Here is a 15,311-nt window from a genome sequence, read left to right on the forward strand (position 1 = left end):
ATCACGATTTTTTGCAGCTTCAGGCTTGTAACCTGAAGCTGCCGTAAAGAGGCTCCAGAGAATGGCTGAACGTCTCAGTAACGACTTCCAGTTCATCGACGTCGGACGTAAAGACCCGAAGAAGAAACTGCTGCGTCAACGCAAGAAGGAGTTCGTGGAAATCTACGAACCGTTCAAGCCCCAGCAGTCCGCCGATCAGGCGCATCGCTGCCTGGGTTGCGGCAACCCGTATTGCGAGTGGAAGTGCCCGGTGCACAACTTCATTCCCAACTGGCTCAAGCTGGTCGCCGAGGGCAATATTCTCGCGGCGGCGGAGTTGTCTCATCAGACCAACACTCTGCCGGAAGTCTGCGGCCGCGTGTGCCCGCAGGATCGCCTGTGTGAAGGTGCCTGCACACTGAACGACGGTTTCGGCGCGGTCACCATCGGTTCGGTCGAGAAGTACATCACCGACACCGCGTTTGCTATGGGCTGGCGTCCGGACATGTCCAGAGTCGTGCCAACCGGCAAACGCGTCGCCATCATTGGTGCAGGGCCTGCAGGCCTGGGCTGTGCCGACGTGCTGGTGCGTGGCGGCGTGACGCCGGTGGTGTTCGACAAGAATCCGGAAATCGGTGGTCTGCTGACCTTCGGCATCCCCGAGTTCAAGCTGGAAAAATCCGTACTCAGCCATCGCCGTGAAGTGTTCACCGGCATGGGCATCGAGTTCCGGCTCAACACCGAAGTCGGCAAGGACGTCACCATCGATCAACTGCTCGAAGAATACGATGCTGTATTCATGGGCATGGGCACCTACACCTACATGAAAGGCGGCTTCCCCGGTGAGGATCTGCCGGGCGTGCACGATGCGCTCGACTTCCTGATCGCCAACGTCAACCGCAACCTGGGCTTTGAAAAGGCCCCGGAAGATTTTGTCGACATGAAAGGCAAGCGTGTCGTGGTTCTGGGCGGTGGCGACACGGCGATGGACTGCAACCGCACCTCGATCCGTCAGGGTGCCAAGTCGGTGACGTGCGCTTATCGTCGCGACGAAGAGAACATGCCAGGCTCGCGCAAGGAAGTGAAGAACGCCAAGGAAGAAGGCGTGAAGTTTCTCTACAACCGTCAGCCTATCGCCATCGTGGGCGATGGCAAGGTCGAAGGCGTGAAGGTGGTCGAGACGCGTCTCGGCGAGCCCGATGCTCGTGGTCGTCGCAGCCCGGAGCCGATTCCGGGTTCCGAAGAGATCATCCCGGCAGAAGCCGTGGTCATCGCATTCGGCTTCCGCCCAAGCCCTGCGCCATGGTTCGAGCAGTTCACGATCAGTACTGACAGCCAGGGCCGTGTCGTGGCCCCGGAACAAGCACAGTACAAGCACCAGACCAGCAACCCGAAGATCTTCGCCGGTGGCGACATGGTGCGCGGCTCTGACCTGGTGGTGACCGCTATCTTCGAAGGCCGTAATGCGGCTGAAGGGATTCTGGATTATCTGGGCGTCTGAGCCTTGTGTTGCCAGAGCGCGCCGTTACTGAGGCGCGCTCTGACAACAGGCGTCTACCCATCACGGGTGATTTACCGACTTTTCTGACATCCCCTCTGCCACCTCCTTCCTAAGCTGGGTGTAACTCGCTCAAGACGAGCGTTTTATCAACCAGGGAAGGACATCATGAAAAATCAGTTTGGTTTCTGCCTCGCGCTCTCGATAGCGCCCTTTGCATTTGCCAGCCAGACACCCGCCAACTTCGATGGACCCGTTTTCGGTTCGATCATCGAAAACAAAGCCGTTTATTTTGAATCCAGTGTCGAGCTTCAGCGACGCATGAGTGCAGGCAACCTGACCTCTGTCGGGCTGGTGACAGACTTGCTTCAGCGCATCGAAGTGCTGAACAAAAATGGCCCGGCGCTCAACGCTGTCATTGAAATCAACCCCGACGCTCTGCAGATAGCCGCGCAAATGGACGGGGAGCGTTCTCGCGGGGAGAAACGTGGGCCGCTGCATGGCATCCCCATACTGGTAAAAGACAATCTTGATACGGGCGATCAGATGCAGACCACTGCGGGCGCTCTCTCAATGGTCGGATTGCCTGCTCCACGCGATGCTTTTGTGGTTCAGCGGCTTCGCGATGCCGGCGCGATCATTATCGGCAAGGCCAATCTCAGCGAATGGGCGCATTTCCGTGGGTACGAGGTACCTAGCGGCTGGAGCAGCCGAGGCGGGCAGACGCGTCATCCCTATGACCTGAGCGCTGATCCGCTTGGCTCCAGCTCAGGTTCGGCAGTGGGTCTTGCAGCTGGATTTTCACCTTTGGCGGTAGGCACCGAGACCAATGGCTCGATCATTCAACCTGCCGCCACGAGTGGCATCATAGGGCTTAGGCCTACGCTGGGTCTGCTTAGTCGTACCGGTATGATTCCGCTCTCCAGTCGTCAGGACACCCCCGGCCCAATGGCGCGAACGGTCACGGATACCGCGATCCTGCTGACGGCGATGAGCGGCAACGACCCTCTCGACGAAGCCACCGCCCGAGCCTCCACCGATGTAGTGAACTATGTCGACCACCTCAGAACGGACGCCTTGAGCGGCAAGCGCCTGGGCTATCCAAACCACACCCATGACGGCATGCCAATGGATGACGATCCAGAATTCCAAAAGGTGAAGAGTCGTCTGAGTGCTGCCGGGGCGATACTGGTTCCCGTCGATGTTCCGTCGATTGATAGCACTTCAGAGTATTTAATGCTGCTGCATGATTTCAAGCGCGAGCTTAACGCTTACTTGAGCACACGCACCGGGCTGGGTGTCAGCACGCTGGATGACATCATTGCATTCAACACCGCGTTTCCTGGGGCGCAAGCTTATGATCAGGATTTATTGATTGACTCCTCCAGCGTGTCTGTAGATCAGGAGGATTACCTGTCGATTGCAACCAGCTTGCGTGCTGCTCATCGACAATTGATCGATGGGCTCTTGCAGCAACACTCGCTCGACGTGCTCATTGACTGGTCAGAGGTTTCTTTCAAAGCGGTTGGCGCTATCGCCGGTTATCCGGGAATAACCGTGCCTGTCGGGCTCGAAGAGAATGGCCTGCCAAGAGGGTTGTATTTTCTTTCCACTGCCTGGGATGAAGGTGCTTTGCTGAGCTATGCCTACGCACTCGAACAGGCGCTTGCAACATCGGCAGCTTCGGTTCATTCGGGTATTAGCCAGGCTGATTGATTCCCTATCCCTGTCTGGTGCAGGCCAGGCCTGGATGTCAGGGACGGGCGTCGGAAAACGGTTTTGTGACGTTTTGAAATAATCCGGTCCCGGAATTACAACCGCCTTTCATTAAGTTGCGTCGCCCCGCCAGAGGCGGCGCATCAAGGTTTCAACCCTCTTGTCCAGGTCCCGATCAAGGCCTGTTCCGGCGTCTGCGACAAGCGATTGTTTACAGCTGTTTTCCGCCCTCTGTACCTGCTCTTAAAAAGGTTTAGGCTCCTGATCCTTTTGGGGAGTTCATCGCCTTAGATACTCCCGCCATCCATGTCGCTATAAGGAAATAGCCATGTTGAAAGCAGCACCCATGGGCAAACTTGCTCGATCCAATGAGCAGAAATCTCTCGGGCCGGACAGGTTCACGCCCAGCACGGTTGCCGTGCGCGAACACCGGACCCGAGAACGCGCGGACCGGATAATCGACCAGTTCGTCGAGCGCTTTACAGAAAAGGATTTTTTTCCTGAAGACGGTGAAGACGCGCTGTTCTCCTTGCTGGTTCAGTTGCCAGACTGGCCAGCAGACCTGTCCATCAGGATTCACAACGAAAACGATGAAGTACTCGCGGTCTTTCTGAAAAGCAGTGATGAAAGCGTAGTTCAGGACAGCATTGTCCTGACGCAAAATGTCGACGCTTACATCGTCCCGGACAATGTTCAGGTCGCCGATGACGAGCCGTTACTGCGCTGGGTGTTCAGTCAGTTGCCGGCAGGTTCCAGCGTTGGAATGGGGGGTAACTTTCCGGGCAGTAGCAGTGATGCCGGGCGAATCGTTACCCTGCGTGAGCAAATAGCGGGGTTGGCAAAAGACCAGAGACCGCTGTTGTTCGATGCGCTGGTGGCAGCTGATGAAGGCACCTCAAAGGGCCAACTGGATACCCGCGCGCGCAATCCTTTCCTGCCTCTGTGGGTTCGTCAGCAGACGCCGCTGTCTCCGGCCCTTAGCGCGCTGTGCGCCTTATGCCCCGAGGTTCCTGCAGGACGTCTCGAAGAGCTGTTGCAGCAGATGCCGCTGACAGAACAGGAAGAGGCCGATTTCCTGAATAATCTTGTTCTGCCGGACGCATTTGGCGAAGCAATGAATATTTCGCTGGATGAGTGGAGCAACAGTCTGGCTATCGACGGGCTGTCGCGAACGCGAAGCTTCAATTCGTACACGGATGAGCTGGCCCGCAGTATCGTCCGCAAATTACTGGCGGCCGAATCGGGCTGGGACGTGTTGATCTTCGACGCTGGTGCGAGCAATTACGCCCCGGCAGATACTGACGATAACCGTATTATTCTGCTGCATGACAACTACGGAAATTACAGCGCAAAGGACACCGGCAACGGTGAGATAACTTCATTCAAACAGGGCACCGACAGCTTCTATCTGGCAATCAGTTCGCAATTGAAGGCTGACGAGCGGTCATCGCTGGGTATGCAATTCGAGCAGGACGTACAGGGCTTTCGCGATGTTCTGACCCAGCACGCGATCGAGGAAAATCGCGGCTGGTTCGACCCCGGCAAACCAACCGAAATCGAAAGCGGGTTTCTGCCTGATTGGTTCGCGAACGCGACGGCTGCCGAAAAACAAAGCTGGAAAATGGCGGTGCAGGACTACAGCCAAGCCTTGCTCGAAGCTCAGGCACCTGACCTGCTGGATCCTTCCGGCTACGGACAGCCCGACCAATTGCGCAAATATGCGCGGCAAAAGCTGCAGGAACGGATTTTGCTCGACCACGGTATTGCAGTGGATCCTGACCATATCAGCGTGCATACCGTCAGCATCGAGATTGATCCAGGCATTATTATTGATACCGATTACGAATATATCGGCCCTTCAGAACTGGAGCCGCATTATGAAACGCATAAGCGCAGCCTTACAGATCTGTCGCTGGAAAACATTGCACTCACCAATATCAACTTTCTGCTCACCAGCCGCGCGTTTGACGATCAAGGGCAACTGGTCAGTTTCCTCAACGCCGGTTATCTGTTCGGCCTGATTCGTGATCTGAACATTGGCGAAGATTATTCAAGATACCTCCGCACAGTACTGTCCACGTCGGCGGCAGGGCAATGGCACCGTGAACGTTATGCACGTGTCATGCGCGCGCAAATGCGCCTCGACGTGATAGAGGCGAAGATGGCGGGTGACTTTTTGGGCGATGGCGGACTTCCTCCCGAGCTGGCGAGCAGGGGCTACAAATGGGTTGCTGCCGTACTTGATCACCCAATTGACAGTGATGACCGTGCAACGGTGGAGGGGCATCGCATTCAGGTCAGCCAGTTATCCATCAATGACGTGTCATTGAGCGGCGTACTGGTGATCGGCGCAGAGTCGCGCTCCAGCGTCGCCGCTTTTGTGGTTTTTACCCCGCAGGCTCCTGACGGAATATGCTTCCGGGAAATGAGCGATCCGCAGGAGTTTCAGCAGCGGATACTGCTTGAACCGGATTTACTGGACTATCTGGTGGGCAGGGCGCCTTTGGCCTCCCAGGACGATGTCAGGCATATTCTGACCGTCCGCCGTGAAACGCTGTTCATGGAACTGCAGCCCTGCACTGGAAGTTTTCTTGAGGCAGTCTATGACTCTGAAGTCGGGAGGGTGATTTCTGCTGTGAATGAACAGACCAAAACCAACTGGGAAATCTATTGGGAAAGTGCCTGGGAAATCACCAAAGTCGTTGGCGACATCGTGCTCACCTTCGCGCCTTTCAAGGTAAGGCTGCCGATTGCAGCATTGCGCAGCTTTTATGCCATCTGGCAGGGCGTCGCAAAAGCTGGCGGTGAAGAGCAAGGTGCCCCCTTGTATTTTGTCCAGGCGGCGTTGCTGCTGGCTGATGGTTTGACGCTGCCCAGAGCACGAAGGGTTCAGACATCGTCGACCACATCAATCGGCCGTTCTGTCCTTGATCCGAAAACAGCAGTGGCAAAAACACCCGGTGGATTGAAACAGCTCGACAACGGCGTTTATGAAAAGACCCAGGAAGGTGCGCCAAGCCGCTTTTATGCTGTGCAACAAGGTAAGACCTATGCCGTCAGATACGATGCCGATTTCGCAGCATGGAGGGTGATCGATCCCCGGCGGCCAGATGCGCATTATCAATTGCCGATTCAACTTGATAGGCAAGGGGTCTGGGTACATGCGTCGGCAGGGTTGCGCGGCGGCAACAAACGATTAAAAGGCAGACCATCGAACGGCTCGGGGAGTGATGGCGATTCCTCGGATAGCAATCGGATAAAAAGATACAAAGTGGACATCGATGGCTTTTTTGAAAGTCGGCGTTTCAGGCATGCGGAAAATGACCTCCCTAACGATGACCTTGAAGCTGCTGTCAAAAAAGCAGTTGATAGATATGTGCTGGATGGCAATGGCAGTCTGCACAAGTATGGTAAAAGCCAGTTCTCGCTGGACCTTCCCGGTATTGGCAGGAGCACCGGCAGAGGTGCCTGGCGCCTGATACTTGCCCGGGCTGAAAAAAGCGTTATCAAGGCGTTTGACGTCATAGATCCCCACAAATAGCGCAGGCCCGCCCCAGTCTTACGCCGGGCGCGGAGCTGTATTCGCACGGCAAATCGGCACGATAGACAAAAGGCACGGCTCTTGCCGTGCCTTTTGCGTCGCGCTCTGAGAAAATGCCGGCACTTTTATTGCGGATGCCGACATGACTGCCCTGAAGAACGACCGTTTCCTTCGCGCTTTGCTTAAGCAACCCGTAGATGTCACGCCGGTATGGATGATGCGCCAGGCAGGCCGTTACCTGCCTGAATACCGCGCCAGCCGCGCCAGTGCCGGGGACTTCATGAGCTTGTGCAAGAACCCGCAGTTCGCCTGTGAAGTCACGCTGCAGCCGCTGGATCGCTACCCGCTGGATGCGGCGATTCTGTTCTCCGACATCCTGACCATTCCCGACGCAATGGGCCTGGGCCTGTACTTCGAGACCGGCGAAGGTCCGCGTTTCAAGAAAACCGTCAGCACGCTGGCTGATATCGAAGCACTGCCCATCCCGGATGCACAGAAGGACCTGGGCTATGTGATGGACGCGGTCAGCACCATCCGTCGCGAACTCAACGGCCGTGTGCCGCTGATCGGCTTTGCCGGCAGCCCTTGGACCCTGGCGACCTATATGGTCGAAGGCGGCTCCTCGAAGGACTTCCGTAAATCCAAGGCCATGCTCTACGACAACCCGCAAGCCATGCACCTGCTGCTCGACAAGCTGGCGCAGTCAGTCACGTCCTACCTGAATGGCCAGATTCTCGCGGGCGCCCAGGCGGTGCAGATATTCGACAGCTGGGGCGGTAGCCTGTCTTCGGCGGCGTATCAGGAATTCTCGCTGGCTTACATGCGCAAGATCGTCAACGGCCTGATTCGCGAGCACGATGGGCGCAAGGTGCCGGTCATCGTGTTCACCAAAGGCGGCGGTCTGTGGCTGGAAAGCATCGCCGACATCGGCGCCGATACTCTGGGCCTGGACTGGACCTGCGACATCGGCGAAGCGCGTCAGCGCGTCGGCAGCAAGGTTTCGTTGCAGGGCAACATGGACCCGACCGTGCTTTACGCCCGCCCGGAAGCCATCCGCCAGGAAGTCGCACGCATCCTCGCCAGCTACGGCAGCGGCACTGGCCACGTCTTCAACCTCGGCCACGGCATCACCCCTGAAGTCGACCCGGCCAATGCTGGTGCGTTCATCAACGCAGTACATGAGTTGTCGGCGCAGTATCACCAGTAATTGTCCGGCTGACGATGCGTCGATACATCAGGGCGCATCGGCTCTTTTCAGCGCCGACGATTACGTCGGCGCTTTTCCATCTGTAAAACCCTCCAGCAGCGAACCGCTGCGCGGCAGGAACCTGCCCTGGTGCTCGCCTTGCGGCTTGCCTTCGGCATAGCTCAAGCGGCCGTTGACCCAGACGCCGTCAATGCCCTGCGCCGCTCGCTGAGGGTCTTTAAAATCCGCCACATCGCGCACGGTTTGCGGATTGAACAGCACCAGGTCTGCCCAATAGCCCTCGCGGATAAAGCCGCGCTCGTGCAAGGCAAAGCGCGCTGCCGACAGCCCGGTCATTTTGTGTACGGCGGTGTGCAACGCAAACAACCCTTTGTCGCGGCTGAAATGGCCGAGCACTCTGGGGAATGCGCCCCATAAGCGCGGATGGGGGAACGGATCTTCCGGAAGGCCATCGGAGCCGATCATCGACAGCGGGTGAGACATGATGCGCTCGACGTCGCCCTCATCCATGCCGTAGTACACCGCACCCGCAGGCTGCAACTTGCGTGCGGTGTCCAGCAATGACAGCCCCCAGTCGGCGGCAATGTCCTGTAGATCCCGGCTGCCCTGATCCGGGTGCGGCGTTGACCAGGTGATGGTGATACGGAATGCATCGGTGACCTGCTTCAGGTCCAGCGTCGAAGAGCTGGCTGCATAAGGGTAACAATCGCAACCGACCGGATGGTCCTGCGCAGCTTTTTCCAGGGCCGCCAGCAGTTGCGGGCTGCGGCCCCAGTTACCCGCGCCAGCGCATTTCATGTGGGAAATCACCACTGGCGAGCGCGCATGGCGGCCTATGTCGAAGGCCTCCGCCATCGCCTCCAGCACCGGCTCGAATTCGCTGCGCAAGTGGGTGGTGTAGATCGCGCCAAAAGCGCTGAGCTCTTCAGCCAGCTGCTTGACTTCGCTGGTCTCGGCCGAGAAGGCCGAAGCGTAAGCAAGGCCGGTCGACAAACCCAGCGCGCCGGCTTCGAGGCTGTCGCGCAACTGCTCGCGCATCGCGTCAATCTCTTCCCGGCTGGCGCTGCGAAACAAATCATCCATGTGATTGCTGCGCAGCGCCGTATGGCCAATCAAAGCGGCCACGTTCACGGCGGGCCGGGCGTTATCCACGGCTGCGCGGTAGTCGGCGAAGCGCGGATAGACAAACGCTGCCGCGTCGCCCAGCAGGTTCATGGGGTCTGGCGGATTGCCGCGCAGCGAGACCGGTGATGCGCTGATCCCGCAATTGCCGACGATAACCGTGGTTACGCCCTGGCTGATCTTGGGCAGCATGTCGGGCTTGCGAATCACTACCGTGTCGTCATGGGTGTGGACGTCGATAAAGCCGGGGGCCAGCACACGACCGGCAGCGTTGACCTCTTCCTGCGCAGTGGCATCGATCAGGTTGCCGATGCGCTGGATGCGCCCGTCGCTAATCGCTACATCGGCGCGCACTCCGGGCGTATCGCTGCCATCGATGACTAGCGCATCGCGGATGATCAGGTCGTAAATCATGCTTCAGTCTCCCAACGGCAGGCCGTCTTCGCCACCACGGTATTCATCCAGTGCAAGCTTGATCCGACGCAGCCGTTCCTGATTGTCTTCAGGGCTCAGCAACGCCAGTTCAGTGGCCAGCACATCAATGGTCAGCAGCATGCCGTAGCGCGCGGCGGTGGGTTTATAAATGAAATTGGTCTCAGCAATTTGCAACGGCAACACCACCTCGGCCAGTTGCGCCAGAGGGGAGTCAGGCAAGGTAATGGCCAGCACGCGCGCGCCATAGCTACGCGCCAGGGTTACTGCGTCGAGCAGTTCCGGCGTGCGTCCGCTGAGCGAGCAGACAATCAGGCTGTGTTGCGGACCAAGCGTGGCCGCAATCATGCGCATCATCACCGGGTCGCGGCAGGCCGCCACCGGGTAGCCCAGACGCACCAACCGGGTTTGCAGCTCCTCGCTGCACAGGCTGGAGCAACCGCCCATGCCGAACGCATGAATCATGCGTGCATCGCTGAGGCACGCTACGGCTGCGGCAAAGCGCGACTCATCAAACCCGGCCAGGTGCTGGTGCAGAGTGGCCTCTATGTCACCGACAATCCGGGTGAAAAAGGCCGACTGCTCCGGGGCCGGCTCAGGGTTGAGAAAACGACTGCCCACGCCGCTCGCCTGAGCCAGTTGCAGGCGCAAGTCGCGCAGGTCCCGACAACCGATGCTGCGAGCGAAGCGTGACAGCGTCGCGCTGCTGACCCCGGCGCGGCTGGCCAGCTCGTCCAGACTGGCACTTGCGGCAAAGGCGATATCGCTGAGCACCAGCCTGGCGATCCGGCCTTCTCCCGCGCTGAGTGAATCCTGACGGGCACGTATCTGGTACAGAATGTCCACTCAAAGCACCTGCGCCAGGCCCAGCGTCAAGGCGAAAGCGACGATGGAAATCAGTGTCTCCAGTACCGTCCAGGTCTTGAAGGTTTGCGTTACAGTCATGTTGAAATATTCCTTGATAAGCCAGAAACCGCCGTCGTTGACGTGGGAAAAGATCACCGAGCCTGCGCCTGTCGCCAGCACCAGCAACTCGGGGTGCGGGTAACCCAGGCCCATCGCCACTGGTGCAACGATCCCCGATGCGGTGGTCATAGCCACCGTTGCCGAGCCTGTCGCAACACGCATCAGCGCCGCGAACAGCCAGCCCATCAGCAAAGGCGAGAGATGAAAGTCCTGCGCCAGACCAACGATCTGGTTGGTGACGCCGCTGTCGACCAGAATACGGTTCAAACCGCCACCGGCACCGACCAGCAACGTGATGCTGGCGGTCGGTGCCAGGCACTCATTGGTGAATTTCAGGATCGAGTCGCGATTGAAACCCTGAGCGATGCCCAGCGTCCAGAAACTCAGCAGGGTGGCCAGCAGCAGGGCGATCACCGAGTTGCCGATGAACAGCAAAAAGCCATTAAACGCGCTGCCCGGTGTGCTGATCAGGTTGGCCCAGCCACCCAGCAACATCAGCACCACCGGCAGCAGAATGGTTGCCATGGTCAGGCCGAAACTGGGCAGTTTTGCTCTTGGTTCGCGGTCGAGAAACTGCTTCGCCAACGGGTTTTCAGCCGGTAGATGGATACGCGGCACGATGAATTTGGCATACACCGGACCGGCGATAATGGCCGTAGGGATGCCGATCAGAATGGCATAGAACAGCGTTTGCCCTACCGACGCCTGATAAGCCTGAACGGCGAGCATTGCCGCAGGGTGTGGCGGCACCAACGCGTGCACCACCGACAGACCGGCGACCATCGGCAGGCCTACCATCAGGATCGACACCCCGACACGTCGGGCCACAGTAAAGGCAATCGGCACCAGCAGAACGAAACCCACTTCGAAAAACAGCGGCAAACCCACCAGAAACGCAATGCAGACCATGGCCCAGTGCGCGTTGCGCTCGCCAAAGCGGTCAATCAAAGTGCGCGCTACCTGCTCGGCACCACCGGACTCGGCCATCATTTTGCCGAGCATGGTGCCCAGCGCGACGACCAGCGCGATATGCCCCAGCGTTTTGCCCACTCCCGCTTCGTAGGAGGCGACCACGCCACTGGCCGGCATCCCGGCAACCAGCGCCAGACCGACCGACACCAGCGTAATGACAATAAACGGATTGAGGCGATAGCGCGCAATCAGCACGATCAAGGCAATGATGGCGACAGCGGCGTAGACCAACAGCGAAATACCGGGTGACGGCGACATAGCGGCGGTTCCTTGCAGAATGGGTAGGCGAGGGCGCAATACCGACGGCTGAAGCCGTCAGCCGGAAGGCGACTCGGGAGTACTCGGCAGGGATGACGCAGGAAAAGGAGTGAAGCAGGTTTCGAGGCGATCACAGGTATTCATTATTTTTATCTCTGTTTTCGTGATGAAAATAAATTACACGAAAATGAAATATAAACAAATATATGAAAGTAATTTTCTTTCCGCGTACGTGCGCAGGACGACGCGTGTCACGTATTCCCGACCGAGCTTTTTTCGGGAGGAGGGTTTAAAGACGCCAGAAACTGCTCCGCATAGCGGGCGACAACGTGGCTAAAGGCGAGCTGTTTGTTGGCATCCCCAGAGCGGAGGCCTTGTACCAAAAGTGTCAACTCTGTGTCGCTGATGCTGGCTAAGATTTGCTCATCAAACACGCGCGTGATTGCCTCTTGGCGTCTTTTTGTCAGATACGCGATATCGAGTGCGAGCTTTTCGATCATCGTCGTGGCGGGAAGATCTGTGTGGGACGTGCTTTGGATTTTCCCTGTGAGCAGATAACGGAAGCGCTGCTCGCAATCGTCCTCTGTCGGGGAAATGTGCAGGTCCTCATCGAACCAGTTGCCTTTATAGTGGCCGCAGTGCAACGGGTTTCCTGGTGTGGTCTCGCGCAGGCAAGACGCATGAAGATTGCTGTATTCCAGTGCCAATGGCAGATAATGATCCTGCGGTCTGAAATGTTCGATGTGGCTGCTATCAAGCTCTATTTCCCTGCCGCAATAGCAGCATGAGAAGTTCTGCTCTTGCAGTAAGCAATTATGCAAGTCGCGTTTTTGCGGGTTCTGCAAGGTTGGATAGGTGGGCGTCCAGTCTTCGTTTGCGCTGGCTTTCCATTCGGTGAGTGACGCAGGCTCAGTTCCCTTGATAACGCGTCTCATCGTCCAATGAGCTCCTTGCGTTTGAGCAACGCTTCGGCACCTGCGAACTCGGGCAGATCAGGCGCTTTCTGTTTTAACGCATCAAGCTGCAGTCTGGCTTTTTCAAGCTCGTTGTTTTCCAGTGTGCTGAATAGCTCGTCGAGCAGTGCTTCAATTTCAGGCTCGCGCTGCGGTACGCCCATGACTTCTTCCAGAATAGTGCTGGAGTCCAGGCCATAGGTTGCTCTTGGATGAGAGCCGTCATGGTTATTCAGCAGGATGACCTCGCCCGGTTGCAGGCTGCCGATGACCTGTGGCGAGTGGCTGGCGGCGATGAACTGGATGCTGGGAAATGCTTTTTTCAGTGCTGGAGCAATGGTGCGTTGCCAGCCGGGGTGAAGATGGATATCGAGTTCATCGATGACGATGATGCCGTTTGTCTTGCTTAGCACATCCTTCCCCATGTGCGGGTTGAGCAGGCATATACGGCGAGCGATATCGGCGAAGAGTGCGACCATTCCGCGTTGTCCGTCGCTCAGGTCGTTGAACGGGATTTTTCGGTCATCCATATCGACTACCAACGCACGTAGCTCCATGTCGTACTCTATTCCCTTGGCGTCGGGTAGTGCGCATTGGATGGCTGAGTTTATCCAGGTCAGTTCGTCGTTGAAAACGCTGGAAGAACCTGCTCGGGATAGCCTTTGAAAGCGCTCCAGTGTTTTGCCGATGAACCAGGTCTCGAAGTTTTTCAAATTGGAGGCGGCATCGAACCAAGAGGTGTACGCATCCAGTCTTGATGGTTTGCTCTGTGCAGCAAGCTCAGCGGTTACACTCATCGTCAGCCAGCGTCGATTGGCTTGATAGACGGCGAATACAGGCAAATCCCCGTGGGCACTTACATCGATGCTAATCAGATTTTCCGAAAATACGAGACTGTTCAGCGCGCTGAAATTTGTCTGAAGACTGCTGCGTTCTAGCGATACGTGCCATTCCTGACGCTCAAACGCGCCACCTTGGGCAGTCAATACAAGAGGATAGCTGCGTTCGAAACGAATCCTGTCTTCGAACTTTACTAACGCGAACCGAACATCGGACTCAGCTATCGATGGCTGATGGACGCCAATGCTTCCAAGTAAATTCCCGAAGCATCCCGCGACACCCAGCAACAGCGACGTCTTCCCACTGCCATTAACCCCCACCACCAGATTGAACCCCGGCTGGAAATCAAAATGAGCATCTTCGTAACAACGAAAATTCTGCAGATGGAGGTGGTCGAGGCGCATGTCGGTTTCCTTTACCAGAACTGGCGGATGCGCCAGTGTACCTTGGCTCACTCTATCCGCCATCGCCCTATCTGTGACTAAACCTTCGCCCCCAGCGGCTGCAACCTCGCCAGCCGCAACGCTACCCCGAGGGCAATCAACAGCAACACCCCGATAAACAGCCCGATGCCGTTCCAGCCCGCGTAATGCCAGAACACTCCGCCACCGGTTCCGGCTACGCTTGAGCCCGCGTAATAGCAGAACAGGTAAAGCGAAGCAGCCTGACCTCTGGCCGTTGTCGCTCTGCGTCCCACCCAGCTGCTGGCTACCGAATGCGCACCGAAGAAGCCGAAGGTGAATATCAGCACACCTGCGATAACCAGTGGCAGCGGTGTGAACAGGGTCAGCAGCAGGCCGGCCAGCATCATCACGATCACGGCCCATAGCACCCGTCGGCGGCCAAGACGGTCGGCCAATGAGCCGATCTTTGCCGAGCTGTAAATTCCCGACAGATACACCACGGAAAACACCCCGACCACGGCCTGGCTCAGGTTGTAGGGGGCGCTCAAAAAGCGGTAGGCGATGTAGTTGAACAGCGTGACGAATGCGCCCATCAGCAGAAACCCGACCAGAAACAGCAGCGGCAACCCGGCGTCTTTGAACTGCACCACAAAGCCGTCCAGCAGGCTGCGAGGGTGCAGTGAGCGGGGGCGGAAGTTGCGCGATTCCGGGAGGATCTTCCAGAACACCACAGCTGCGATCAGGGCCAGCCCACCGACCACCAGCATCGCCGCGTGCCAGCTTACGTAATCGATCATGACCCCGACGATCAGCCGCCCGCTCATCCCGCCGACCGCGCTGCCGCCGATATACAGCCCCATTGCCAGGCCCAGATGCGTGGGATGGATTTCCTCGCTCAGGTAAGTCATCGCCACTGCCGCCAGACCACTCAACGACAGGCCCACCAGTGCCCGTGTGATAAGTACGCCTTCCCAGCTGGGCATCAGCGCGCTGGCGATGGTGAACAGCGATGCACAGAATAGCGCCATGACCATCACCGATTTGCGCCCCAGCCGGTCGGATATCGGTCCGGTGATCAGTAGGCCGATGGCGAGCATCGCCGTGGCGACGGACAGAATCAGGCTGCTCTGGGCTGCCGAAAGGGAGAACTCGCCGGACAGCGTTGGCATCATCGGCTGGACGCAATACAGCAGGGTGAATGTCGAGAACCCGCCAGCGAACAGCGCCAGTGCGGTGCGTTTGAAAAGCGGCGTATTTTTCTCGATGTAAGTGTCGCCAGACGGTTTAGCGGAGGCATTCAAGTCTGTGGTGGGCGGGGCGACGGCAGGATTCAAGGAAGACCTCGGAGCACGATTGGGCAGGCAATGAAAAAATCATATAGCCCGACAATCATTCCATCCAATATATTGTTCGACCTGTTTGA

At 57.6% G+C, this 15,311-nt stretch carries 10 protein-coding genes; 4 read left to right on the plus strand and 6 right to left on the minus strand.

Features of this window, described 5'->3' with window-relative positions; genetic code table 11:
• Positions 1 to 61: 61 nt before the first annotated feature.
• From RYB66_RS25085 to hemE, 4 genes are all read left to right on the plus strand, one after another.
• Entirely contained in the window at positions 62 to 1,480 is a 1,419-nt protein-coding gene (locus RYB66_RS25085) for an FAD-dependent oxidoreductase (protein WP_002551661.1), read from the plus strand.
• A 165-nt stretch (positions 1,481 to 1,645) separates the two neighbouring features.
• Positions 1,646 to 3,193 carry an amidase family protein gene (locus RYB66_RS25090; RefSeq protein ID WP_316895753.1) on the plus strand — a complete coding sequence of 516 codons (1,548 nt, stop codon included), beginning with the start codon at positions 1,646 to 1,648 and terminating at the stop codon, positions 3,191 to 3,193.
• Positions 3,194 to 3,521: 328 nt separating this feature from the next.
• The gene (locus RYB66_RS25095; RefSeq protein WP_005778695.1) at positions 3,522 to 6,734 is read left to right on the plus strand and encodes a dermonecrotic toxin domain-containing protein; all 3,213 of its coding nucleotides are present in this window, start codon (positions 3,522 to 3,524) and stop codon (positions 6,732 to 6,734) included.
• Positions 6,735 to 6,876: 142 nt separating this feature from the next.
• Positions 6,877 to 7,941, plus strand: coding sequence for a uroporphyrinogen decarboxylase (gene hemE / locus RYB66_RS25100; RefSeq protein WP_005731000.1), 1,065 nt, complete (start codon positions 6,877 to 6,879; stop codon positions 7,939 to 7,941).
• A 60-nt stretch (positions 7,942 to 8,001) separates the two neighbouring features.
• Here the strand turns inward: hemE and RYB66_RS25105 are convergent, their stop codons facing one another.
• From RYB66_RS25105 to RYB66_RS25130, 6 genes are all read right to left on the minus strand, one after another.
• The gene (locus RYB66_RS25105; protein WP_005778697.1) at positions 8,002 to 9,477 is read right to left on the minus strand and encodes an N-acyl-D-amino-acid deacylase family protein; all 1,476 of its coding nucleotides are present in this window, start codon (positions 9,475 to 9,477) and stop codon (positions 8,002 to 8,004) included.
• 3 nt (positions 9,478 to 9,480) lie between these two features.
• Positions 9,481 to 10,341 (minus strand): MurR/RpiR family transcriptional regulator, encoded by an 861-nt coding sequence (locus tag RYB66_RS25110; RefSeq protein ID WP_005743109.1) that lies wholly within the window; start codon positions 10,339 to 10,341, stop codon positions 9,481 to 9,483.
• Positions 10,342 to 11,691, minus strand: a complete 1,350-nt coding sequence (locus RYB66_RS25115; protein WP_002551666.1) for a GntP family permease — start codon at positions 11,689 to 11,691, stop codon at positions 10,342 to 10,344.
• Positions 11,692 to 11,942: 251 nt separating this feature from the next.
• A complete protein-coding gene (locus RYB66_RS25120; RefSeq protein WP_005743108.1) occupies positions 11,943 to 12,626 on the minus strand; it encodes a retron system putative HNH endonuclease in 684 nt (227 codons plus the stop codon).
• A complete protein-coding gene (locus tag RYB66_RS25125; protein WP_005743106.1) occupies positions 12,623 to 13,888 on the minus strand; it encodes an AAA family ATPase in 1,266 nt (421 codons plus the stop codon). The genes RYB66_RS25120 and RYB66_RS25125 overlap by 4 nt, the downstream gene beginning before the upstream one ends.
• 77 nt (positions 13,889 to 13,965) lie before the next feature.
• Positions 13,966 to 15,222 carry an MFS transporter gene (locus RYB66_RS25130; protein ID WP_005743104.1) on the minus strand — a complete coding sequence of 419 codons (1,257 nt, stop codon included), beginning with the start codon at positions 15,220 to 15,222 and terminating at the stop codon, positions 13,966 to 13,968.
• Positions 15,223 to 15,311 lie beyond the last annotated feature (89 nt).

This window comes from Pseudomonas syringae group sp. 243L2 (assembly GCF_032587875.1).
GTDB lineage: Bacteria > Pseudomonadota > Gammaproteobacteria > Pseudomonadales > Pseudomonadaceae > Aquipseudomonas > Aquipseudomonas amygdali.